Origin of the sequence: Natronorubrum marinum, assembly GCF_052040125.1 — an archaeon.
Taxonomy (GTDB): domain Archaea; phylum Halobacteriota; class Halobacteria; order Halobacteriales; family Natrialbaceae; genus Natronorubrum.
On record NZ_JBPPFV010000001.1, the window covers coordinates 924,263 to 944,923 of the forward strand.

The 20,661-nt window shown below is 64.4% G+C and carries 21 protein-coding genes; 15 read left to right on the plus strand and 6 right to left on the minus strand.

The genetic code is table 11. From position 1 onward, the window contains the following. Positions 1-105: 105 nt before the first annotated feature. The gene (gene paaK / locus ACSFC5_RS04680; RefSeq protein WP_440764084.1) at positions 106-1,392 is read right to left on the minus strand and encodes a phenylacetate--CoA ligase PaaK; all 1,287 of its coding nucleotides are present in this window, start codon (positions 1,390-1,392) and stop codon (positions 106-108) included. Between the two features lie 417 nt (positions 1,393-1,809). Between paaK (ACSFC5_RS04680) and ACSFC5_RS04685 the strand changes: the two genes are divergently transcribed. From ACSFC5_RS04685 to ACSFC5_RS04700, 4 genes are read left to right on the plus strand one after another with little or no spacing between them, the layout of a single operon-like run. Beyond that, positions 1,810-3,075: an ABC transporter substrate-binding protein gene (locus tag ACSFC5_RS04685; RefSeq protein WP_440764085.1), complete on the plus strand. Its 1,266-nt coding sequence runs from the start codon at positions 1,810-1,812 to the stop codon at positions 3,073-3,075. 32 nt (positions 3,076-3,107) lie between these two features. Further along, positions 3,108-5,081, plus strand: coding sequence for an ABC transporter permease (locus ACSFC5_RS04690; RefSeq protein WP_440764086.1), 1,974 nt, complete (start codon positions 3,108-3,110; stop codon positions 5,079-5,081). Next, positions 5,081-5,881: an ABC transporter ATP-binding protein gene (locus ACSFC5_RS04695; protein WP_440764087.1), complete on the plus strand. Its 801-nt coding sequence runs from the start codon at positions 5,081-5,083 to the stop codon at positions 5,879-5,881. The genes ACSFC5_RS04690 and ACSFC5_RS04695 overlap by 1 nt, the downstream gene beginning before the upstream one ends. Further along, entirely contained in the window at positions 5,878-6,600 is a 723-nt protein-coding gene (locus ACSFC5_RS04700; protein ID WP_440764088.1) for an ABC transporter ATP-binding protein, read from the plus strand. The genes ACSFC5_RS04695 and ACSFC5_RS04700 overlap by 4 nt, the downstream gene beginning before the upstream one ends. A gap of 48 nt (positions 6,601-6,648) precedes the next feature. On the opposite strand, the gene ACSFC5_RS04705 is transcribed toward ACSFC5_RS04700, so the two are convergent. Further along, the gene (locus tag ACSFC5_RS04705; protein ID WP_440764089.1) at positions 6,649-7,041 is read right to left on the minus strand and encodes a PaaI family thioesterase; all 393 of its coding nucleotides are present in this window, start codon (positions 7,039-7,041) and stop codon (positions 6,649-6,651) included. Positions 7,042-7,089: 48 nt separating this feature from the next. Continuing rightward, a complete protein-coding gene (locus ACSFC5_RS04710; protein WP_440764090.1) occupies positions 7,090-7,728 on the minus strand; it encodes a helix-turn-helix domain-containing protein in 639 nt (212 codons plus the stop codon). A 99-nt stretch (positions 7,729-7,827) separates the two neighbouring features. On the opposite strand from ACSFC5_RS04710, the gene paaA reads away from it, so the two are divergent. The 10 genes from paaA (at position 7,828) to ACSFC5_RS04760 (ending at position 15,234) form a co-directional block, all read left to right on the plus strand. Further along, positions 7,828-8,769, plus strand: a complete 942-nt coding sequence (gene paaA, locus ACSFC5_RS04715) for a 1,2-phenylacetyl-CoA epoxidase subunit PaaA (protein WP_440764091.1) — start codon at positions 7,828-7,830, stop codon at positions 8,767-8,769. 2 nt (positions 8,770-8,771) lie between these two features. Then, a complete protein-coding gene (paaB, locus tag ACSFC5_RS04720) occupies positions 8,772-9,089 on the plus strand; it encodes a 1,2-phenylacetyl-CoA epoxidase subunit PaaB (protein ID WP_090303273.1) in 318 nt (105 codons plus the stop codon). Beyond that, a complete protein-coding gene (gene paaC, locus ACSFC5_RS04725) occupies positions 9,089-9,961 on the plus strand; it encodes a 1,2-phenylacetyl-CoA epoxidase subunit PaaC (RefSeq protein WP_440764092.1) in 873 nt (290 codons plus the stop codon). The genes paaB and paaC overlap by 1 nt, the downstream gene beginning before the upstream one ends. 5 nt (positions 9,962-9,966) lie before the next feature. Next, on the plus strand, positions 9,967-10,383 hold the full coding sequence (gene paaD, locus ACSFC5_RS04730; RefSeq protein WP_440764093.1) for a 1,2-phenylacetyl-CoA epoxidase subunit PaaD: 417 nt from the start codon (positions 9,967-9,969) through the stop codon (positions 10,381-10,383). Next, positions 10,380-10,550 carry a 1,2-phenylacetyl-CoA epoxidase subunit PaaE gene (gene paaE / locus ACSFC5_RS04735; protein WP_175529220.1) on the plus strand — a complete coding sequence of 57 codons (171 nt, stop codon included), beginning with the start codon at positions 10,380-10,382 and terminating at the stop codon, positions 10,548-10,550. The genes paaD and paaE overlap by 4 nt, the downstream gene beginning before the upstream one ends. A 235-nt stretch (positions 10,551-10,785) precedes the next feature. Continuing rightward, positions 10,786-12,066, plus strand: a complete 1,281-nt coding sequence (paaK, locus tag ACSFC5_RS04740; RefSeq protein WP_440764094.1) for a phenylacetate--CoA ligase PaaK — start codon at positions 10,786-10,788, stop codon at positions 12,064-12,066. Positions 12,067-12,174: 108 nt separating this feature from the next. Then, a complete protein-coding gene (locus ACSFC5_RS04745) occupies positions 12,175-12,561 on the plus strand; it encodes a PaaI family thioesterase (RefSeq protein WP_090303276.1) in 387 nt (128 codons plus the stop codon). A 210-nt stretch (positions 12,562-12,771) separates the two neighbouring features. Continuing rightward, the gene (locus ACSFC5_RS04750) at positions 12,772-12,933 is read left to right on the plus strand and encodes a hypothetical protein (protein WP_440764095.1); all 162 of its coding nucleotides are present in this window, start codon (positions 12,772-12,774) and stop codon (positions 12,931-12,933) included. Between the two features lie 91 nt (positions 12,934-13,024). Continuing rightward, positions 13,025-14,173 carry a pyruvate dehydrogenase (acetyl-transferring) E1 component subunit alpha gene (gene pdhA, locus ACSFC5_RS04755; RefSeq protein ID WP_440764096.1) on the plus strand — a complete coding sequence of 383 codons (1,149 nt, stop codon included), beginning with the start codon at positions 13,025-13,027 and terminating at the stop codon, positions 14,171-14,173. Beyond that, entirely contained in the window at positions 14,170-15,234 is a 1,065-nt protein-coding gene (locus ACSFC5_RS04760; RefSeq protein ID WP_440764097.1) for an alpha-ketoacid dehydrogenase subunit beta, read from the plus strand. Before pdhA ends, ACSFC5_RS04760 begins: the two co-directional genes overlap by 4 nt. Before the next feature lie 76 nt (positions 15,235-15,310). Here the strand turns inward: ACSFC5_RS04760 and ACSFC5_RS04765 are convergent, their stop codons facing one another. Both ACSFC5_RS04765 and ACSFC5_RS04770 read right to left on the minus strand, forming a co-directional pair. After that, the gene (locus ACSFC5_RS04765; RefSeq protein WP_440764098.1) at positions 15,311-16,327 is read right to left on the minus strand and encodes an LLM class flavin-dependent oxidoreductase; all 1,017 of its coding nucleotides are present in this window, start codon (positions 16,325-16,327) and stop codon (positions 15,311-15,313) included. A gap of 336 nt (positions 16,328-16,663) precedes the next feature. Then, positions 16,664-17,938, minus strand: a complete 1,275-nt coding sequence (locus tag ACSFC5_RS04770) for a M24 family metallopeptidase (RefSeq protein ID WP_440764099.1) — start codon at positions 17,936-17,938, stop codon at positions 16,664-16,666. Positions 17,939-18,034: 96 nt separating this feature from the next. On the opposite strand from ACSFC5_RS04770, the gene ACSFC5_RS04775 reads away from it, so the two are divergent. Next, positions 18,035-18,211 carry a DUF8027 family protein gene (locus tag ACSFC5_RS04775; protein ID WP_440764100.1) on the plus strand — a complete coding sequence of 59 codons (177 nt, stop codon included), beginning with the start codon at positions 18,035-18,037 and terminating at the stop codon, positions 18,209-18,211. Between the two features lie 255 nt (positions 18,212-18,466). On the opposite strand, the gene ACSFC5_RS04780 is transcribed toward ACSFC5_RS04775, so the two are convergent. Next, positions 18,467-20,497 (minus strand): primary-amine oxidase, encoded by a 2,031-nt coding sequence (locus ACSFC5_RS04780; protein ID WP_440764101.1) that lies wholly within the window; start codon positions 20,495-20,497, stop codon positions 18,467-18,469. Between the last annotated feature and the right edge of the window lie 164 nt (positions 20,498-20,661).

Sequence of the window (20,661 nt, forward strand, 5' to 3'; positions counted from 1 at the left end):
AAATAGTTTACTTCGGCGAGAGAAATCGGAGACCCGGCGCAGGATTGATGGCGTGTCTCCCGTTCGAACCGCCAGCGGACGCCACTCATCCGACCGTCGTCGCGGCTATCGGTGGTCGTAGACGCGTTTTACCTTCCCGACTTCCGTCCGTTCGATGCTGTCCGGATCGACGATGTCCAGCTCGTCCGGCGTAAACGAGAGGACGTTCGATAGGCGGGTGAGGATCTGATCGCGAAGGTCTTCGACGTCCCCGTCGAACTCGGGTTCGCGTTCGATCGTGAGCTCGAGGGTGTCTAAGTTGTTCTCGCGATCGAGGTCGATACGGTAGTAGGGGGCAACGGCGTCGAACTCGAGAACCACGTCTTCGATCTCGCTGGGGTAGAGGTTGACGCCGCGGACGATCAGGAGATCGTCGGCGCGGCCGGTGACGTTGTCCATCCGGACCATGGTTCGGCCGCAGTCGCACTCGTCGTACGTTAGCGTCGTCAGGTCGCCAGTGCGGTATCGAAGCGCCGGCAGCGCTTCCTTCGTGAGCGTGGTTAACACGAGTTCGCCCTCCTCGCCCTCGGGGAGCGGTTCGCCGGTCTGGGGGTCGATCACTTCGGGGTAGAAGTGATCCTCCCAGATGTGCAGGCCCTCCTGGGCTTCGTGACACTCGTTGGAGACGCCGGGGCCGATGATCTCCGAGAGCCCGTAGATGTCGATGCCGGTCACGTCGAGTCGCTCTTCGATCTCCTCGCGCATCGGATCGGTACAGGGTTCCGCGCCGAAGAGCACCGTCGACACTGGGAGATCCTTGACGTCGATACCCATCTCCGCGGCCGTCTCCGCGAGGTACAGCGCGTACGACGGCGTACAGGTGAGGACGTCGCTCTCCAAGTCCTGTAACAACTCCACCTGCCGCTGGGTCTGTCCGCCGCCGATCGGGATCACCGTCGCGCCGAGTTCTTCGATCCCGTAGTGGAGCCCGAGGCCGCCCGTGAATAGGCCGTAGCCGTAGCCGTTCTGGACCGTATCCCCCGGCTCGACTCCCGATGCGGCGAGACAGCGAGCGACGACTTCGCTCCACACGTCCAGATCGCCCTGGGTGTAGGAGACGATCTTCGGTTTGCCGGTCGTTCCCGAGGAGGCGTGGATCCGCCGGAGTTCGTCGTCGTCGACGGCGAACAGGCCGTCCGGGTACTCAGCGCGGAAATCCTCTTTCGTGGTAAACGGTAGCTTGTCGATGTCGTCGACCGTCTGCACGTCCTCGGGTTCGACGCCCGCCGCATCGAGTGCCTCGCGGTAGTAGTCGACGTTCTCGTAGGCGTGGCGCACCGTTTCACGGAGTCGTTCGTTCTGCAACTCCCGAATCTCCGTTCGTGGGGCTGTCTCTATCTGCTTATAACTCATCCTCACTCAACAATCCGGAGCGCCTCGAGATAAATCATGGGGTGTGCACACGTGGCACTGATTAACACTGAGAGTGATAGAACGCAGTCGGCCGAGCGCTCACTGTCGATTCCGAGAGGACACACAAACATCGTTTATCCCACCGCCCGAACCCGGCCGCAAGAGCATATCGACGTCTAGTTCGTCGGCTGCCGCGATTAGCTCCGGTGTCGGCTCGCCGCTCGTGAACCGGGACCGTCCGTTGGACGCGTGCGAGCGCTGTCTGTTGTTATGTCAGAACGAGTGATGGTACCGTAGTGAGCCGGTGAGCACAGATATCTGCATGTTGTTGGGTGACCCTTATACGGTCAACATATACTTATAAAACCACCATAAAACGGGGTCGATTTTTATAGTCGGCTATACTCTACAGAGGGTATGACTCGAGGTGGCAAGTCACAGGGGCGTAGACGTGATATTCTCAAGGCGATTACCGCTGGTGGGGTCGCCGGAATCACCGGGTTGGCCGGCTGTGTCGGCGATCCGGACGAAATGGGTGACGAAGACGACGAGGACTTCGATACGGTGCAGTTCGGAGTCCTCGAGCCGTTCACGGGGGAGTTCGCCGACCTCGCCAAAGAACGACATCAGGGCACCGAACTCGCGATCCAGGAGATCAACGAAAGCGACGAGTATGATTTTACGATCGAGTACAGCGAATACGACACGCAACTCGATCCGGCGACGGCGACCCAGCGGGCCGAACAGGCGGTCCAGTCCGACGGGGCGCAGTTCATCACCGGCTGTATTTCGAGTTCGGCCGCGCTCGCGATCAACGACTTCGCACTCGAGAACGAGGTCGTCTACACGCCGGGCGCGGCGGACACGTCGATTACGGGTCAGAACTGTAATGAGTACGTGTTCCGATTCGAGACGAACACCGCACAGATCGCGGAGGTAATGGCCCAGTGGACTGCCGACGAACTCGGCGACCAGATCGTCTACCACATCGCCGACTACGCCTACGGGGAATCGGTCCTGAACGAGGTCGAGACGCGGATGGAGTCGATCAGCGACGAGTACGAGCAGGTCGGTCTGACGCGCTCCGATCCGGGGTCGACGGACTTCGAGGCGTTCATCAGCCAGATCGCGGACGTCAGCGACGAGGCCGACGCGCTGGTCGTGGGAATGACCGGAGCCGACCTCGCAATCTTCCTCTCGCAGGCCAGCTCACGCGGACTGCAGGACGAACTCCCCATCGTGACGACGACCGGTTCGTTCCGAGCCGTTCGGGCGGGTGCCGGCGAAGGAGCCTACAACACCTACAGCGGCGTTCGGTACATTCCAGAGATCGAAACCGGTGACAATCAGGAGTTCGTCGAGGCCTACGAATCCGAGTACGATGATCCGCCGGACAACTTCTCGCGCGTCGGCTACGAATCGATCCGGATGGTCGCGAACGGCATTCGGGAGGCCGGATCGCGGAATCCGTCGACGGTCGCGGAGACCCTCCCGGGGATGGAACACGAAACGATCTTCGGCCCGAACGAGTTCCGCGAGTGCGACCACCAGGCGATGAACCCGGTCTGGATGGGCGAATGTACTGAACCGGACTCGGGCGAACTCGCCGAGGTCGAACTCCTCGAGGAACTGTCCGGCGAAGAGGCCGCACCCGACTGTGAGGAGACGGGCTGTGAACTGTAAGACGAGCGTTCGCCTCCCGATTCGGTAAACCTATGATTGGCTCACTCTCGCAGGCGCTGTTCGACGGGTTGACGATCGGTGTCGTATACGTGCTGTTGGCCGCCGGACTCTCGGTGATTTTCGGTGTCATGCACGTCATCAACTTCGCACACGGCGAACTGTTCGCGCTGGGTGCGTACTTCGCACTGGCGCTGGTCGTTCCGTTCGGTGGAACGGCGTTCTTCGTCGCCCTGTTCGTCGCCCCGTTGCTCGTCGGCATCGTCGGCGTCGCGATCGAACGATACACGGTTCGGCCGCTGTACGGGCGAAACCCGCTGTATCACATCCTGCTCACGTTCGGACTCGTACTGGTAATAAACGACCTGATATACCTGGTCTGGGGGCCCGGGAGCGTCAGCCTCCCCGTTCCGACGATCATCACGGGAACGATCGACATTCTCGGGATCAACGCCAGCGTCTACAACACGTTCATCATCGTCTTCGGCGGCGCGATGGCGCTGGCCGTCTGGGCGATGCTCGAGTACACGAAGTACGGGCTGATTATCCGCGCCGGTTCGCAGGACCGACAGATGGTCCGCAACCTCGGGATCGACATCGACCGGTACTACTCGCTCGTGTTCGGCATGGGTGCGGCGCTCGCCGCCTTCGCCGGGATCATCCTCGGCGGCTACCAGACCGTCAGTCCCGAGATGGGGATGTCGGTCATTATTCCCGCGTTCGTCATCGTCGTCCTCGGCGGGCTGGGGAGCTTCAAGGGTGCCGTCGTCGGCGGTCTCGCTGTCGGTATCATTCAGACGCTCTTGCGCTATTACGCGCCGATCTTCGAAGGGTTAGTGATATTCCTGCTGATGATCGCCGTGCTCCTCTTTCGGCCCCGCGGGCTGTTCGGCGTCGAAACGGAAGAGGAAGGTGGCGACTTGCTGACCGGTACCGACGGCGGACTCCTCACCAATCGGACCCGGAAACGGCTGGGAATCGCCATGGTCGCCCTGTTAGCGCTGGTTCCCCTCGGTGCGGGGACGTTTTACTCGGCGTACGCCGTCACGTTCATGATCGAGATCATCATCTGGGGCCTGTTCGCGCTCAGCCTGGATTTCGTCATGGGCTACACGGGACTGGTGTCGCTCGGTCACGCGCTGTTCTACGGGCTCGGCGCCTACGCCGTCGCGATCACGCTGTTACACGTGAGCCAGTCCGCGTTCGTCGCGATCGGTCTCGCCATCGTCATCTCCGCGGCAATCGCGTGGTTCGTCGGCTTCCTCTCGATCCGGGTCGGCGGCGTCTACTTCGCGATGATCACGCTCGCGTTCGCGGAGCTGTTCTACAACATGCTCTACCGGGATCCGTTCGGTCTAACCGGCGGCTCGGAGGGGCAGTTCGGCCTCTCGACGTACTACGGCCTCGCCGGGATGGGGATCGAACTCCACGACATCGGAATCTTCGTCGGTCCGGTAGCGCTGACCGGCCGGTCGCTGTTCTACTACATCGCGCTGGGAGCGCTCGTCGGCTCGTTCCTGCTCACTCGCCGGATGCTCAACTCGCCCTTTGGCTCCGTACTCAAATCCATCCGGGAGAACGAGCAGCGAGCCACGTTCATCGGCTACGAAACGACCATCTACAAGCGACGCGCGTTCGTGATCAGCGGCGCGCTGGCCGGTCTGGCCGGCGGGCTCTTCACGCTCAACTCGGGCTACGCGACGCCCTCGTTCGCCTACTGGCTCCACTCCGGTGAAGTGATCGTGATGGTCATCCTTGGCGGCATGGGAACGCTGTACGGACCGATCATCGGTGCGGGCGTCTTCTTCGGCCTCGAGGAGATCCTCACCGGCTTTACGGCTCGGTGGCGGCTGGTCCTCGGGACGATCTTCGTCCTGTTCGTGATCTTCCTCCCGCGGGGGCTGGTCTCGTTGCCGGCCCAACTCGCACCCTACGTGTGGGGTGGGTCCGGACCCGGTTCGGAAACTGAACCAGCACCGGACGAATCGAGCGTCAGAGGTGACGACTAATGGCGATGGAAACCACCGAAACGAATCCGCGAACCGCCGGAGAGACGATCCTCGAGACGGAAGAGCTGGTCAAGAAATTCGGGCAGTTCACGGCGACGGATCGGATCAACCTGACGGTCGAACACGGCGAGTTCCGGAGCATTATCGGCCCGAACGGCGCCGGAAAGACGACGCTGTTCAACCTCATCACCGGCGCACTCCCCGCCACCGAGGGCGCGGTGTACTTCGACGGCGAGGACATCACGACGCTCTCGCCGTCCGAACGCGTCCGCCGAGGCATCGGTCGCTCGTTCCAGATATCGAACATCTTCGGCGGGCTCACCGTCCGCGAGAACGTCAGGCTGGCCTCCCAGTCGCTCGACCGCGACCAGTACAACTTCCTCCAGTCGCTGTTCAAACCGACCGACCGGTACGACCAGATGAACGATCGAACCGATCGCGTCCTCGAGCGGATCGGACTCCAAGCCGTCGCCGACGAAACGGCGGATGCACTCCCCTACGGCGACAAGCGACGCCTCGAGATCGGCGTCGTCCTCGCGACCGAGCCCGAGCTCGTGCTGTTCGACGAGCCGACGGCGGGCATGAGCGTCGAGGAAACCCAGGAGACGATCGAACTGATCGAGGAGGTGCTGGTCGATCAGACGCTGTTGCTCATCGAACACGACATCGAACTCGTCATGGAACTCTCGGACCGCATCACCGTGTTGAACCGGGGCGAGATCCTCGCCGAGGGAACGCCCGACGAAATCGCCGCGGACGGGGACGTCCAGGACGCCTATCTCGGGGGGATGATGGAATGAGCGCTCCGCCGCTGCTCGAAATCGAGGGTATCTACTCGGGATACGGCGAGACGCAGGTCCTGCGAGACCTATCGCTGTCGGTCGCCGAGGGAGAGATCGTCTCGCTCGTCGGCCGCAACGGGGCGGGCAAGACGACGACGCTCCGGACCATCATGGGCATTCTCACGCCGACGGGCGGCCGCGTCACCTACCGCGACGAGGACATTTCGACCCTCGAGGCCACGGAAACGGCGAAGAAGGGACTCGCACTGGTTCCGGAGGAGCGCCAGATCTTCCCGGAGCTGACCGTCCGCGAGAACCTCGAACTCGCCGCCTACGGCGGCGCGCCGAACGTCGACTCGCTCTCGGTTGGCGAGGCCCTCGAGATGTTCGAGAACCTGCAAGCGCGGGCGGGAAACGCCGGGTCGTCGCTGTCGGGCGGCGAACAACAGATGCTCGCGATCGCCCGCGCCCTCGTCGGCGGCGCCGATCTCATCCTGCTCGACGAACCGACCGAGGGGCTCGCTCCCTACATCGTCCAGGACGTGATGGATATCATCACCGAGCTCAACGACCGGGGAATCACCGTCTTACTGGTCGAACAGAACGTCCACGTCTGTCTCGAACTCGCCGACCGCAACTACGTCATCAATCAGGGCGAGGTCGTCTACGAAGGCACCTCCGAGGAGTTGCGAGCGGACGAGGAGATCCTCGACAAGTACCTCGGCGTCACCACGTAGGGAGCGGTTCGACGAGATTGCCTGTTTTTCCGTCGTCCGACGGGAACGCTACGGCTTGTACACCCGTCCGCGGAAGGTCGCGATACGGTCGTCGTCCTCGTCGGTGACGACGACTTCGTACTCGGCGGTTCGCGTGCCGCCGTGGGTTTCCTCGGCCGTCGCGGTCAGCACGGTTCCCACCTCGACGGCCTCGAGATAGGAGACGTTCGTCTCGAGCGCGACCGCCGTCTCTCCGTCAGCGTTCGAGGCGGCGGCGAAGGCCGCGTCGGCGAGCGAGTAGATCGCCCCGCCGTGGGGCGTTCCGTGAAAGTTCGTCAGGTTTTCGGTGACCTCGAGTCGGGTACTCGCCGTCCCCGGCTCGAGCGAGACGAGATCGATCCCGAGCATGTCGCAGTAGGCGTCGCTCTCGATACGCTGGCGAACGGCGTCTGTATCTGCCATACGGTATCACACCGCATCAGGAATCAAGTAGTTAGCGAAGCCAGAACCTCAACTGAAGATCTGCCGGAACAGCGCCGCCTCGCCGCGCCGGAGCCGCTCGAGAAACGCCGATTTGCTGATCCCGAGTTCGTTGGCGACCGCCTCCGAGGTGGTCTCCCGCGGAATCGAGAAGTAGCCCAGTTCGAGGGCCGCGCGGATGCACTCCTCCTGGGCCGGCGTGAGGTCCCACCGATGGCTGGGCGATTCCTTCGCTTCGGACTGGAGGGGATAGACGCGCTCGAGTTTGACGCCGACGGTTTCGCCGGCCGCCTCCATGACGCCCTTGAGGACGTCGCGGCCGACGACCGCGCCGAAGATCATCGCCGCGCCGTCGCGGTACCGCAGCGTCTCGACGATGAGGCCCCCGTCGATCAGCCGGTGGACGACGCAGGGCTCCTTGGAGAGACAGCGATACCGGTAGCGACCGTCGGTCCTCGAGACGTGCAGGTACGAGATTCGGTCGTCGTCGTCGAGGACGCGAGTGAGTTCCTCGCTCTTCGGCGACCCGAACTGGAGCAGATCGTAGCCGTCGCTGCGGTGCTGGGGTGGCTGGGCACCGACCTCCACATCGACCGCTCGAGTCGCGTCCGAAAGCGGGCAATCGTCGTTCCGAACGCGGAATTCGACCGCGAGACACTCGTCGATCATGCGGACGTATGGATTCCGTTACCAGCCACCAATATATAAAACCTCGTTATATGGCGGTCAATTTCTAAGGGCGTATACAGCGTTCATTCGGATGAAACGATGGACCTGGACACAGTCAAAGAACGCGCGGGGCCGCGGGAGTTTAGCCCCGCCGACGACCTCCCCGAGGAGTACCGGAAGGCGGCGACCCGGATGATCGAATTCCACGCGAACAGCGAGATCATGGGCGCGTACTTGGAGCGTCCGTTCATCCGGCAGGCGCCGAGTATCGATCGAAAGCTGGCGTGTTCCGCGAAGGTTCAAGACGAAATCGGCCACGGGCAGTTGCTCTACCGCGCTGCGGAGTCCCTCGGCGTCAAGACCCGAGAGGAGATGCTGGACGACCTCGCGAACGGCGACGGCAAGTTCCTGAACTGCTTCCATTACGAGATGACCGACTGGGTCGAAACGCCGATGATCGCCTTCTTCGTCGACGGGGCGGCGATGCGCCGACAGGCGACGCTCCGCCGAACGAGCTGGGAGCCCTACGCTCACGCGATGGACAAGGTGTGTTTCGAGGAAGGGTTCCACGTCAAACACGGCGAGGACATCCTCCGCGAACTCATGTCGGGCTCGAAGAAAGAACAGGAACTGACCCAGTCGGCCTTCGAGGAGTGGTGGCCCCGCATCATCCAGTTCTTCGGACCGACCGACGACAAGAGCACCCACCACGACTTCGCGGCCTCGGTGGGACTCAAACAGCAGTCCAACGACCAACTGCGCAACGCCTTCCTCGATCAGTACATTCCGAAGGCGCGAAGTTACGGCCTCGAGATTCCCGACGAACCGCGCATCCGCGAACTGGACGACGGCACCTACGAGGTCGAAGAGGGCGACCTCGACTGGGACGAGTTCTTCACGATCGCGAAGAACGATTACGAGCCCGGCCTCGGCCAGATCAACGGCCGCAAGGCCGCACAGGAGGCCGTCCAGTGGGTCCGTAACACGATCGAAAGCGACGCCACCGCCGCCGGCGGCCACGCGCCGCAGGCGGCCGACTGACCATGATTTGGGAAGTGTTCCGTCAGGAGAAGACCGGCCAGTATCACACCCACTGCGGCAACGTCCACGCGCCGGACCGCGAGATGGCGAAGCAGTTCGCCGCCATCCAGCACGGCCGACGCAAGCCGACTAACAGCCTCTGGGTCGTGCCCAGAGACGAGGTCGGCGAGATCGACGCCGAAGACGTCGCGTTCGGCGGGACGACCGACAAGGCCTACCGCTGGGCGACGACGTACAAGACGACCGGCGAGGACGCCCGCGAGGTCGTCGAATCCGAAGACGAGCAGGCGACCGCCGAGCGACAGCGGGGTGACGACTGATGGCGACGAGCCTCGAGAACCCCAACGAACTGGACGAGCGCGAGCGAACGGCCCTCGAGACGCTGCTGAAACGGCTGGCCGACGACGAGTTCGTGCTGGCCGAGCGCTACACCGAGTGGCAGGTCCGCGCGCCGACGCTCGAGTCCGACCTCGCGCTGGCGAACAACGCTCAGGACGAACTCGGCCACGCCCGCCTGTGGTACGACGTCCTCGGCGACGTCGGGCTCGAAGAGCGCGAACTGGTCTACGAGCGCGATCCGGCCGACTTCCGGCACAGTACGCTCGTCGAACGCCCCTTCGAAGACGGAGACTGGGCCGACGCCATCCTTCGGTCGTACCTGTACGACGTCGCCGAAGCGATCCGACTCGAGGCGCTCGTCGACTCCACCCACCCGAAGATCGCCGACCGCGTCGGTAAGATTCGCAGCGAGGAGGAGTACCACTTAGAGCACGCCCAGAACTGGCTCGAACGGCTCGCCGACGGCGACGAGGGCCACGAGCGCCTGCAGGACGCACTCGACCGGCTGTTCCCGTACGCCTTTACGCTCTTTGAACCGGTTGATCCCGCTGTCGAGGAAGATATCGTCGACCTCGGCCTTCGCGACGCGACCCTCGAGGAGATGGGTGAGGAGTGGCTCTCGATCGTCGTGCCGTATCTGGAGTCGCTCGACCTCGAGCTACCGGCTGACGGCCGCGTGGGCGACGATACCGACGAGTTTGAGTTCGAAGTAACCGAGGAGATGCTCCCCGAGGAGCGCGGTCGTGACGGAACCCACACCGACGCGTGGTTCGACCTGTACGACGAGTTTACCCGCACCTACCGCGAACTCGGGCGCACCGAGACGACCAGAATCATGGACAAACCAGAGTAACCGTAATGAGTAGCAATATCCCGGACGACACCGACGCCACGCCCTGTGCGTACACCGACTACCGCGAGGGCGAGGCGAGCGACGACCTTCCCGCGACCGGCGACGACGCGACCGGCCTCGCGGCCGACGTGTGGGACGCCCTCTACGGGATCGAAGACCCCGAGATGCCGATCAGTATCGTCGATCTCGGCCTGATCTACGGCGTCAGCGTCGACGACGGCGTCGTGACCGTCGACATGACGCTTACCTACTCGGGCTGTCCCGCTCGAGACATGCTCACGGGAGACGTCGAAGACGCGGTCGCCGCCGTCGACGGCGTCGACGACGCCGAGTTGCGACTCGTCTGGAGTCCGGAGTGGACCGTCGAGATGGTGACCGAACGGGGCAAAGACAACCTGCGAGAGTTCGGGCTCAGTATATGAGACGGGATCTCGATCCGAGCGTCACGACCAGCGGGGAGACCACGGGTGCCGAGTGTCCCTACTGCGAGTCGACCGACACCGTCCGCGAGCACCCGAAGGGACCGTCGCTCTGTCGGTCGATGCATTACTGCAATAGCTGCGACCAGCCGTTCGAAAAGTTCGAGTGAACCGCTTGGGGTATCAGTCCGGCCACTCGTTACGTTCACTTGTCATTTCCACTCTCCAGTTCGCTCAGCGAGCGACCGTAGGTCCATCGCCCCCTCGAGCGATCGATAGCGTCGTCCGCACCGTTTTTCCCGTGCCACTCGACCCCGTAATGCGCCTCGACTACCGAAGATGACGGCCGAGCCGTCGAAAAACCAAATTCTTTGGTACTCGATACCGTCCCTCGAGTACGGGCACATGGCAGACACTACCCAGTACAGGTCTCGCGACGAACTGCGGGAGTTGCAGTCGGATCGGCTTCGTGACACCGTCGAGTACGCCTTCGAGAACGTGCCGTTCTACCGGCGGGCCCTTGACGACGCCGGGATCTCCCCCGCGGACGTCGGCTCGATCGATGACATCCGGTCCCTGCCGTTTACGACGAAAGCCGACTTCCGCGAGACGTATCCCGACGGTCTGTTCGCCGTCGACGACGACGAACTCCGGCGGATCCACGCCTCCTCGGGGACGACCGGGAAACCGAAGATCGTCTCCTACACAGAGGGCGACCTCGAACTGTGGAGCGAGGTGATGGCCCGCTCGATGGCCGCGGCGGGGCTCGATGCGAGCGACACGGTACAGAACGCCTACGGCTACGGCCTGTTCACGGGCGGCCTCGGTTTTCACGGCGGCGCCGAGGAACTCGGCGCGACGGTGATTCCGACCGGGAGCGGCAACACGCAACGGCAGGTCGAACTCGCACGCGACCTCGAGAGCGACGCGCTCGCGTGTACGCCGTCCTACGCCCTCTACTTCGCCGAGACGGCCGCGGAGATGGGCGTCGACCCGCGCGAACTCCCGCTCTCGACGGTGCTCTACGGCGCCGAGCCCTGCACCGAGCCGATGCGCGAGGCGATCGAGGACCGACTCGGCGTCAGGGGGTACGAGAACTACGGCCTCTCCGAACTGATCGGTCCCGGCGTCGCCGTCGAGTGCGAGGCCCAGGCCGGCATGCACGTCTGGGAGGATCACTTCTACCCAGAAGTGATCGATCCGCGGACCGGCGAGGTGCTTCCCGAGGGCGAGGAGGGCGAACTCGTCCTGACGTCGCTGACGAAGGAAGCCCTGCCGGTGCTTCGGTACCGCACCGGCGACCTCACGACGCTCACGCGGGCGCAATGTGACTGCGGCCGGTCGATGGCCCGCATGGACGGCGTCACCGGCCGCGCCGACGACCTCCTGATCGTCCGCGGCGTCAACTGCTATCCCAGTCAGATCGAGGCCGTCGTCCTCGAGTTCGACGCCGTTGCCCCCTACTACCGCATCGACCTCGACCGCGAGACCAACCTGGACACTCTCGAGTTGACCGTGGAACTCGCCGAGGGGTTCGACGGCGACGTCGACCGACTCCGCGACGAGGTTCTCGGACGGTTACAGAACGCCCTGTCGGTTACGCCCGACGATCTCGAGCTGGTCGAGTACGGGACGATCGAACGCACGGAAGTCGGGAAGGTAAAACGGGTCCACGACCACCGCTGACAGCGCGACCAAACTCGAGCGACGGTCGGTCACTCCCCTGGTAGCCGCACCGTCGGTCGTTCGCTCGCCCTGGTACTTTTATTATGACTCGTGGGAAACGAGTCACGCATGGACACCGAAGCGTTCTTCGAAGGCATGCCCTTTGCATCCCTGCTCGGAATCGACGTCACCGACTGCGCCGACGGCCACGCCGAGGGTCGTCTCGAGATGACCGAGGAGCTCTCCTGGAACGAGGACCGGTTGATGGCCCACGGCGGCGTCACGTTCACGCTGGCGGACACCGTCGGGGGCGCGGCGCTGGTTTCGGAGGTCGACCAGCCCGTGCCGACGATCGACATGCGGATCGACTATCTCAGCGCCGGCACCGGCGACCTCTACGCGGAGGCGGACGTCGTTCGCTGCGGCAGCGACGTCGGCGTGGTCGACGTGGACGTCTACGCTGAAGACGATGAGACGCTGATCGCGGACGCTCGCGGCGTGTACAAGACGGGATAGCTCGCATCGACGTGTTCTCGCGGTTGCTCGACCGGAAGCGACGCGTCGAATGGTCGCCGAATTTTGCTCCAGATTCCCGATCCCCGATAACCGGTCCCCGGTTCCCGGTCCGTGAACCGATTTCTCGTCGATCGGCTTCGTTCGGTACCCGTTCGACGGTCGCCGCGTCTCGCGCAACTATTAAGTGTTATCTCCACAATTGTAGACGATATGGCAACCGCCAGGAGCCAGGAAGGGCGCGCCGTGACCGAGCGACTCCGACATCTCGTCACCGATTTCAGCGCGACATTCCCCGTTACATTTACCCTGGCGGCCGACGCACCGATGCGAGGCGACACACGCGCTCGCGTCGGTCACACGCTCTGGTCCTGACTCGCGGGCGTCGTTCTCACCGATCCCCGGGTCATCCAGACCGACCGTGGTACAGCATTACGAGCAGCCACCGGTCAGCTACCACCAACCAATGAGCACGCACGAAGACGTAGATGCGAGTAAGGCGAACGAACTCACGCAAACCGATGACGAACCGATTCGGATCTTAGACGGGGACGGGAAGGTCCTGCCGAACGCGTCGGCGCCCGACCTCTCGGCCGAGGAACTCCGCTCGATGTACGAAGACATCGCGCTCGCGCGCCGATTCGACGAGCGGGCGATCAGCCTCCAGCGGCAGGGACGAATCGCGACCTACGCGCCGATGACGGGACAGGAAGGCGCACAGGTCGCGACGAGTTACGCCCTCGAGGACCGAGACTGGCTGTTCCCCACCTATCGGGAACACGCGGCCAAGTACGTCCACGGGATGTCACTCGAGTCGCTGTTGAAACCGCTTCGCGGCCACCGCGACGGCTACGCGATTCCGGACGACGTCAACGTCCTCCCGGAGTACATCCCGATCGCGACGCAGTTGCCACAGGCCGTGGGGATGGCCTGGGGCCACCAGCTACAGGGCCGGGTCGAGGAGGCCGTGCTGTGTCACTTCGGCGACGGGGCGACCTCCGAAGGCGACTTCCACGAGGGGCTGAACTTCGCGGGCGTCTTCGACGTGCCCGCGGTGTTCGTCTGCAATAACAACCAGTGGGCGATCTCGGTCCCCCGCGAGCGCCAGACGGCGAGCGCGACGTTAGCGCAGAAGGCACAGGCCTACGGAATCGAGGGCGTGCGTGTCGACGGACTCGACCCGTTGGCCACGTACGAAGTCACGCGGGCGGCCCTCCAAAAGGCGAAAGAGCCAACCGACGGCGAGCGGCGGCCGACGCTCATCGAGGCGGTGCAGTACCGGTACGGCGCGCACACGACCGCCGACGATCCGTCGGTCTATCGCGAGGACGACGAAGGCGACGCGTGGCGGGAGAAGGATCCGCTCGAGCGCCTGCGAAACTACCTCTACGCCGAGGGGCTCCTCGACGACGAGCGCGACGACGAGATCACCGAGCGCGTGGAGACGAAAATCGACGACGCGATCGCCGCGGCCGAGTCGGCAGCGACCGATCCCGATAGCCTCTTCGACCACGTCTACGACGAACCGCCGGCGCGCCTCCGCGAGCAGCGAGCGGAGCTGAACGCGCTCCGCGAGAAGTACGGTGACGACGCGTTCTCCGAGGTGCTAGAATGAGTTCGGCCGACTCCGCCGAGTCCGACCGCTCCGGCAAGTCCACCGAGTCGGACGGCTCCGGTGGGTCCACCGAGTCCGATGCGGAGCGTCTCACCCTCGTCGAAGCGGTTCGCGACGGACTCTACACGGAGATGTCGGCGGACGACCGCGTCGTCGTGCTGGGCGAGGACGTCGGCAAGAACGGCGGCGTCTTCCGCGCCACCGAGGGCCTCTACGAAGAGTTTGGCGGCGATCGGGTCGTCGACACGCCGCTGGCGGAGTCCGGAATCGTCGGCACGGGGATCGGACTGGCGCTGTCCGGCATGCGGCCGGTCGCGGAGATACAGTTCATGGGCTTTTCCTATCCCGCGTTCGATCAACTCGTCAGTCACGCCGCCCGGTTTCGCAGTCGGAGCCACGGCGCGTACACGGTACCGATGGTCGTTCGGATGCCCTACGGCGGCGGGATTCGAGCGCCGGAACACCACTCCGAGTCAAAGGAGGCGTTCTTCGCCCACGAGCCCGGACTGAAAGTCGTCGCCCCGAGCACGCCGGCCGACGCGAAGGGGCTGCTCACCGCGGCGATCCGGGACCCCGACCCGGTCGTCTTCCTCGAGCCCAAACTGATCTATCGCGCGTTTCGGGAGGCCGTTCCAACGGGATCCTACGAGGTCCCGCTGAGCGACGCCGCGATCAGACGGGAGGGAAGCGACGTCACGGTGTACGCGTGGGGCGCGATGACCCGGCCGACGCTCATCGCCGCGGACAACGTCGCCGACGAGTACGGCGTCGACGTCGAGGTCGTCGACCTGCGGACGCTGTCGCCGCTGGACATCGAGACCATCGTCGATTCCTTCGAGAAAACCGGCCGAGCCGTGATCGCCCACGAAGGGCCGAAGACCGGCGGTCTCGGCGCCGAAGTAGCGGCGACGATCCAGGAGCGCGCGGTTCTCTACCAGGAGGCGCCGATCAAGCGCGTAACCGGCTTCGACGCGCCGGTCCCGCTGCACGCGCTGGAGGACTTCTACCTGCCACAGGCGGTTCGCATTCAGGACGGCATACTCGAGACCGTCGCGTTCTGACGGCACGAGTGCCAGTTCCGTCGCCGGAAACGACTCGAGTACCGGCCACGCTCACGGAAACAGTTCGAGAGCGGCGTCACCGAAGCTGCGGAGCGACCTCGCTTCCGAGCCGATGGACGCAGTCGATCATCTCGTCGGTGCCGACGCCCGGATGGTACGTCCGGAAGATGAAGTGGATATCGTCGTCGAGCGCGTCGCGATAGCGCTCGAGTTCGTCGACAACCTGTGCTGGCGTGCCGAAGATGGCTTGCTCTTTCAGTTCGCGCTTGCGTTCGTCCTCGAGTTCGTCGAGGGACTCGCCCGAGAATATCTCCGCGTAGCGTCGCTGAATGTAGAAGTAGCCGTCGCGCATCGTCTCCCAGGCGTCCTCGCGGGAGTCGCCGACCCAGCCGTGCTGGAGGACGTAGATCGTGAAGTCGTCGTCCCCGTCCGCGAGGCCCTCCTCCTCGCGAACTCGTCGAATATCCTCGACGCGCTTGCGGACGCCCTCGATCGAGAGCGAGGAGGGAGCACACCAGCCGTCCGCCGTTCGCGCGGCGCGCCGGACGGCGGGTTTCGCACCGCCGCCGAGCATGATCGGCACCGACCCGTCGGTCGGTTTCGGCGTGATAGAGACATTCGGGGGCACGTCGTGAAACGGCGACTCGTAGTCGAGATCACCCTCGCCCCAGCCGGCCCGGAGGAAGGGGACGAGGTCGGCGAGGCGGTCGGCGCGTTCGTCCCGCGGCACGCCGAAGACGTCGAACTCCCGCGGGTTCGAGCCGATGGCGAGCCCGAGCGTCAGTCGGCCGTCGGCAAGCAGGTCGACGGTCGCGGCGTCCTCCGTGAGCCGAATTGGATCGTACAGCGGCCCGAGCGCGACGCAGCTACCGATCTCGAGGTCCTCCGTCTCGGCGGCCATCGCCCCCAGCGTCGGCATCGTCGCGGAGAGATAGCCGTCGTCGGCGAAGTGGTGTTCGGACACCCAGGCGCTGTCGAGCCCCGCGGCCTCGATCTCGCGGCTCAGCGTCAGGATCTCGTCGTACAGTTCGCTCGCCTCGCGGTCGTCGTCGGGCCGCCGCTGGGCGGTGAACAGGCCCGTCCCGAGTTTCATATGCTCGATATCACGCGGAATCGGCTTAATTGTTGGTACGCCGGCTAGTCGTCGGACTCGAGTTCGGTGTCGAGTTCTTCCGAACGATCGAGACCACCACGAAAGCCCCTGGCACGCTCGACCCTCCGGGGCTTGCTGCGGTCCTCGCTTCGCTGCGGTCCTTACTGCGCCCGGGAGGGATCGACCGTACCAGCCCCTTTCAGACCCACCGTATCGGCTGATCGGGCAGGCCACCGCGGGTGGGACTGAAAGGGGCTGGCGCTCTCGAGCGATCCGTCGCCGAAATAGCTCGCACCTCACTCACGAAGTTTGACGGAAACACCCGTTCCAAGGCGGTCAGTGATCGATAACCGTAATCTCCTCGACGGGCCACTGGCTGAGGATCTCGACGCCGTTCTCGCGGACGACGACCATCTCCTCGACGCGGACGCCCTGTCGACCGGCGGGCTCCTGGGTCTCGACGGCCATCGTCATCCCCTCCTCAATTTCGATCGGATGGTCGGGCGAGAGACCGCGCCAGATCAGCGGCACCTCGTACAGCTGGAGCCCGAGCCCGTGGGCCCAGTGGTTCGTGGTCATCTGCCAGTGGTCGTCGGCGTCGTAGTAGTCGGCGTGTTCGCCCTCCATGTCCGGGAACGCCCGTGCGATTTCGTCGGTCGTCGCGCCGGGTTCGATGCGCTCGAGGACGTCGTAGAGGTTGTCTCGAGCCGTCTCGTACGCCTCTCGTTGCTCCTGGGTCGGCTCGCCCATCGAGAACGTGCGGTAATAACACGATCGGTAGCCGAGGTAGCCGATATTGTAGAAGTCGGCGTAGACCAGATCCCCCGGCCGGATCGCCCGGTCGGTGGTGTTGGCCTGGTGTTTGGGCCAGGTGTTCGGCCCGGAAGTGAGGTAGCCGCCGCCGACGAACGCACCGTGGCGCCACAGTTCGCGGACGGCCTCGCCCCAGACCTCCGTCTCTCGTTTGCCCGGCTCCGCGGCGTTTGTGATGGTCTGAAAGCCAGCCTCGCAGATCGATGCGACCATTCGCAGACACTCGATCTCGTCTTCGGTTTTGATCTTGCGGGCGTCCTCCATGATCGCGTTGCAGGTCTCGACGTCGGTCTCGAGGCCCTGGTCCTCGAGCGCGGCGAGCAGTCCCCGGTTGCCCACGTCAACGCCGAGTGTCTCGTCGGCGACGCCGTGGTCGTCCATCGCCTCGTGGACGCCCTCGGCCATCGTCGAGAGCAGGAAGTCGCGGGCCGAATCGCGGCCGGACGCCCGCGGAACGTTGCCGAGACCGGGACAGGCGTAGCGGATGTCGTGCAGCCAGGGGCAGTTGAACCGCTGGTTGCTCGCGTGGTCCGCGGTGTCCCAGTGGACGATATCGCCGTTCTCGGTCAACAGCGTGTAGTGGTCCGCGCCGCTGCCGCCGGTCATCGCCAGCCCCGTCACGTAGCGAATGTTGGGGTCCGAGACGAGGAGCATCGCGCCAAGGTCGGTTTCTTGGAGGCGCTCGAGGGCCTTCTCTTTTCGTTCCTCGCGAAGCCGTTGCGTGTCGATCCGCTGCTCCCAGTCGACGGCCTGCGTGCCGCGCGTGCCTTCCATGAACTCCCGCTCGTAGAACGTCATGCGCTGACGTATCACTGGCACCCACTAAATCGTACCGCTGGCGGCGACCGGCGACGGCCACCGGACTATAAGGGAGATAGCGTGCTACTACTGTACATGCCTATCCCCGGCTACGATCCCGAAGACATCGACGAACAGCTCGAGTCGCGCCTGGACGACGAGGAGATCGAGGATCGATTGTCCGACTCGGAACTCGAGGCCTACCGCAACGGCGACGCGAACCTAATGGACTTCCTCGACGAAGACGAAATCGGAGGGATTCTCGATCGCTAGTAGCGTCTCTGCCTGCTGCAGTACGAACGCGAGTGGATAGCTCGCTCGAGTTCCGGGTGGAAGGAAGAATCACAGCGTTCTGCAGTTGCTGGCAACGATGAGCGCCACGTCCTCCCCAACCGATTCGCTCTCAAGCTCGCTCATCCCTCGCGTGGTGTCGAGCGGCGACTCACCGATCGTTCGTCGCCGCTCAGCACGCGCCACCGTGTGTGGTCGGACGCCAGATCGCGGCAAAATCGGGTTGGCCACCGACGATCAGTCGTCGTCGGCGTCCGCCTCACAGCCGCCGTGACCGTGTCCCGGCACGTCCTGGCCCTCGATCGCGTGCTGGGGCGGGACGTCGATCGCCGGGCTCTCGTCGAAGAAGTTGGCTGGCTGAAGTTTGAAGCTGTAGACCTGCACCGGGAGGATCGGCCAGTCCTCGGGCCGAGTGACGTGGTTCACGCCGAGGGTGTACCAGCAAACGAGGTCCTCTTCCTCGAGGTCGCGATCCTGCTCGGTCCAGGCTGGCAGCCCCGCACCGCCGGGGTGCTGGTTCGGGTACCGTCCCGACGGGTAGCGCTCGTCCTCGCGGAACGGCGTCGCCCACAGGTGGTACTTGATAAATCCGGAGCGCTTCATCACGCTCGAGTCGGACTGCACCGCCGCCTCGACGTTGTCGCCGGGCACGAGCCGATACCCCGTCGGTTGCCCGAGACCGTTCTCTTCGGTCGGGTTCTCGATCTGCCAGTATCGACCCTTGAGGGAGTCGATCAAGTCCTTCGCCCCCTCCTCGCTCGTCAGTTTCTCGCGCTTCGCGTAGAAGGCGTTTCCGCCGGGGTTGTGCGTTCGATCGTCGGCCTCACCCATCGGATCGAGGCCGCCCGGACCGGACGGAACCTGCTGGTTCTCGACGCGGTAGAGCGTGTTCGGGCCGCCGTCGACGTTCAGGTCGAGCCGGAAGTTGAAGAAGTGCTGGTGGATCGGCCCCGTCAGCTGCGGGGCGACGAGTTCGCCGTAGCCCGACGGATCCTCGTCCGGTCCGACCGCGGAGACGCTGTCGATCCCCGTCAGGCGGACCTCGACTTCGATCGAGGCGTCCTGGTAGAAGTACCAGTTGAAGATGTAGTCGTAGTTGCCCACGGCGGCGACGAACGAGACCACGAGGCGACGTCGCCGCCGGACCTCGTCGCTCCCCGTCCGCCAGTCGCTGCGCTCCCAGAGCGTTCCGTTGTCCTCCTCGTGGAGGCAGATGGCGTTCTCGAGCACGTTCGGATCGCCCGCCGCGGTGTTCATCACGGCGTCCCAGTAGTGCATGTGCCCCAGACAGTCACAGCCGTTCGTCAACGACTTCGCGAGGCGGCCGATGTTGTACTCGCCGACGTCCATCGCGTTCTTGAACCGATCGTTGATATCGGTCGTGCCGTACGGAACCGCCATCTCGGCGCAGGAGGCCCGATCGATGATCGAGCGGACCTCGCCGTCGTCCTCGTAGCCGATATCGTGGAGGACGAGCCCCTCGCGCTGGGTCCAGCCCACGCGCATGTGCCAGCCCTGCCACTCGAGTTTCCGGCCGTCGACGGTCCAACTCGGCCCGTCGGGCTGATCGACGTTGTACGGCGTCAGGTCGTCCCGGGGGTCGACATCGCCCTCGCGATAGGCCATCCCATTGGGCGGCAGCGGCTCGTCCTCGTCCGGTGGCCCGTAGTCGACGATCTTCACCACTTCCATCCGATCGAGGTCGACGAACGTGTGGATGCCCGTCAGCGGCTTCGCGTACCCCTCGTCGCCGGCCTCCTCGCTCGGTCGGAGGAAGGACAAGCCGTGAGCCAGCCGCTTCGATCGGTCCACGTCCTCGGGGACGAACTCGTGGCCGACCGACCACGGGTCGACCATCGCCCGGTCGGTGTTCTCGACGCCGCGTCGCTCGACCGCTTCCTGCCACTCCGCGTTGGCTTTCACCGTCTCCTCGCAGGCGATAAACTCCTCGATGGCGATCGACGGCTGTGCCCCCTCGACGTGCTCCCACGAAACGACGGACTCCTCCTCGAGCGAGACGACCGCCTCGATCGTCTGTCGGTCGCTCCCGTTTCTGACGACGATTCGGGCTCGCCGGTCGGGAACGTCACCGCCGTCGTCGTACGCTGCGAGCGCCTCCTTCGACGGTTCGGCCAGTTCGATCTTGATACAGAGACTCTCCGAACCGACGTCGCGCTCGTCGGTCAGTATTTTGTACGCCGTCTCGATCGCTTCGGGCTCGAGCGGGTCGAGCGGGTGGTCGGCCTCGGGAATGGTTTCCGTTGCCATGGTACGGTACTACACGACCTGGTATAAGAAACTTCCCGGCGCTGACAGTTGCTCGACCCAGCCGTTCAGTTCGATCAACCCAGTTGACTCGGTCGATCCGATCAGGTCGGTCCGCCTGATCGGCCCGATCCGCCTACTCAGCCTGACCGCACGATTAGCCGCGG

What these genes read in the sequence shown, in the direction of transcription:
- paaK (WP_440764084.1), bottom strand. Translation starts at nt 1,392, where the DNA reads ATGAGTTATAAGCAGATAGAGACAGCCCCACGAACGGAGATTCGGGAG.
- ACSFC5_RS04685 (WP_440764085.1), top strand. Translation starts at nt 1,810, where the DNA reads ATGACTCGAGGTGGCAAGTCACAGGGGCGTAGACGTGATATTCTCAAG.
- ACSFC5_RS04690 (WP_440764086.1), top strand. Translation starts at nt 3,108, where the DNA reads ATGATTGGCTCACTCTCGCAGGCGCTGTTCGACGGGTTGACGATCGGT.
- ACSFC5_RS04695 (WP_440764087.1), top strand. Translation starts at nt 5,081, where the DNA reads ATGGCGATGGAAACCACCGAAACGAATCCGCGAACCGCCGGAGAGACG.
- ACSFC5_RS04700 (WP_440764088.1), top strand. Translation starts at nt 5,878, where the DNA reads ATGAGCGCTCCGCCGCTGCTCGAAATCGAGGGTATCTACTCGGGATAC.
- ACSFC5_RS04705 (WP_440764089.1), bottom strand. Translation starts at nt 7,041, where the DNA reads ATGGCAGATACAGACGCCGTTCGCCAGCGTATCGAGAGCGACGCCTAC.
- ACSFC5_RS04710 (WP_440764090.1), bottom strand. Translation starts at nt 7,728, where the DNA reads ATGATCGACGAGTGTCTCGCGGTCGAATTCCGCGTTCGGAACGACGAT.
- paaA (WP_440764091.1), top strand. Translation starts at nt 7,828, where the DNA reads ATGGACCTGGACACAGTCAAAGAACGCGCGGGGCCGCGGGAGTTTAGC.
- paaB (WP_090303273.1), top strand. Translation starts at nt 8,772, where the DNA reads ATGATTTGGGAAGTGTTCCGTCAGGAGAAGACCGGCCAGTATCACACC.
- paaC (WP_440764092.1), top strand. Translation starts at nt 9,089, where the DNA reads ATGGCGACGAGCCTCGAGAACCCCAACGAACTGGACGAGCGCGAGCGA.
- paaD (WP_440764093.1), top strand. Translation starts at nt 9,967, where the DNA reads ATGAGTAGCAATATCCCGGACGACACCGACGCCACGCCCTGTGCGTAC.
- paaE (WP_175529220.1), top strand. Translation starts at nt 10,380, where the DNA reads ATGAGACGGGATCTCGATCCGAGCGTCACGACCAGCGGGGAGACCACG.
- paaK (WP_440764094.1), top strand. Translation starts at nt 10,786, where the DNA reads ATGGCAGACACTACCCAGTACAGGTCTCGCGACGAACTGCGGGAGTTG.
- ACSFC5_RS04745 (WP_090303276.1), top strand. Translation starts at nt 12,175, where the DNA reads ATGGACACCGAAGCGTTCTTCGAAGGCATGCCCTTTGCATCCCTGCTC.
- ACSFC5_RS04750 (WP_440764095.1), top strand. Translation starts at nt 12,772, where the DNA reads ATGGCAACCGCCAGGAGCCAGGAAGGGCGCGCCGTGACCGAGCGACTC.
- pdhA (WP_440764096.1), top strand. Translation starts at nt 13,025, where the DNA reads ATGAGCACGCACGAAGACGTAGATGCGAGTAAGGCGAACGAACTCACG.
- ACSFC5_RS04760 (WP_440764097.1), top strand. Translation starts at nt 14,170, where the DNA reads ATGAGTTCGGCCGACTCCGCCGAGTCCGACCGCTCCGGCAAGTCCACC.
- ACSFC5_RS04765 (WP_440764098.1), bottom strand. Translation starts at nt 16,327, where the DNA reads ATGAAACTCGGGACGGGCCTGTTCACCGCCCAGCGGCGGCCCGACGAC.
- ACSFC5_RS04770 (WP_440764099.1), bottom strand. Translation starts at nt 17,938, where the DNA reads ATGACGTTCTACGAGCGGGAGTTCATGGAAGGCACGCGCGGCACGCAG.
- ACSFC5_RS04775 (WP_440764100.1), top strand. Translation starts at nt 18,035, where the DNA reads ATGCCTATCCCCGGCTACGATCCCGAAGACATCGACGAACAGCTCGAG.
- ACSFC5_RS04780 (WP_440764101.1), bottom strand. Translation starts at nt 20,497, where the DNA reads ATGGCAACGGAAACCATTCCCGAGGCCGACCACCCGCTCGACCCGCTC.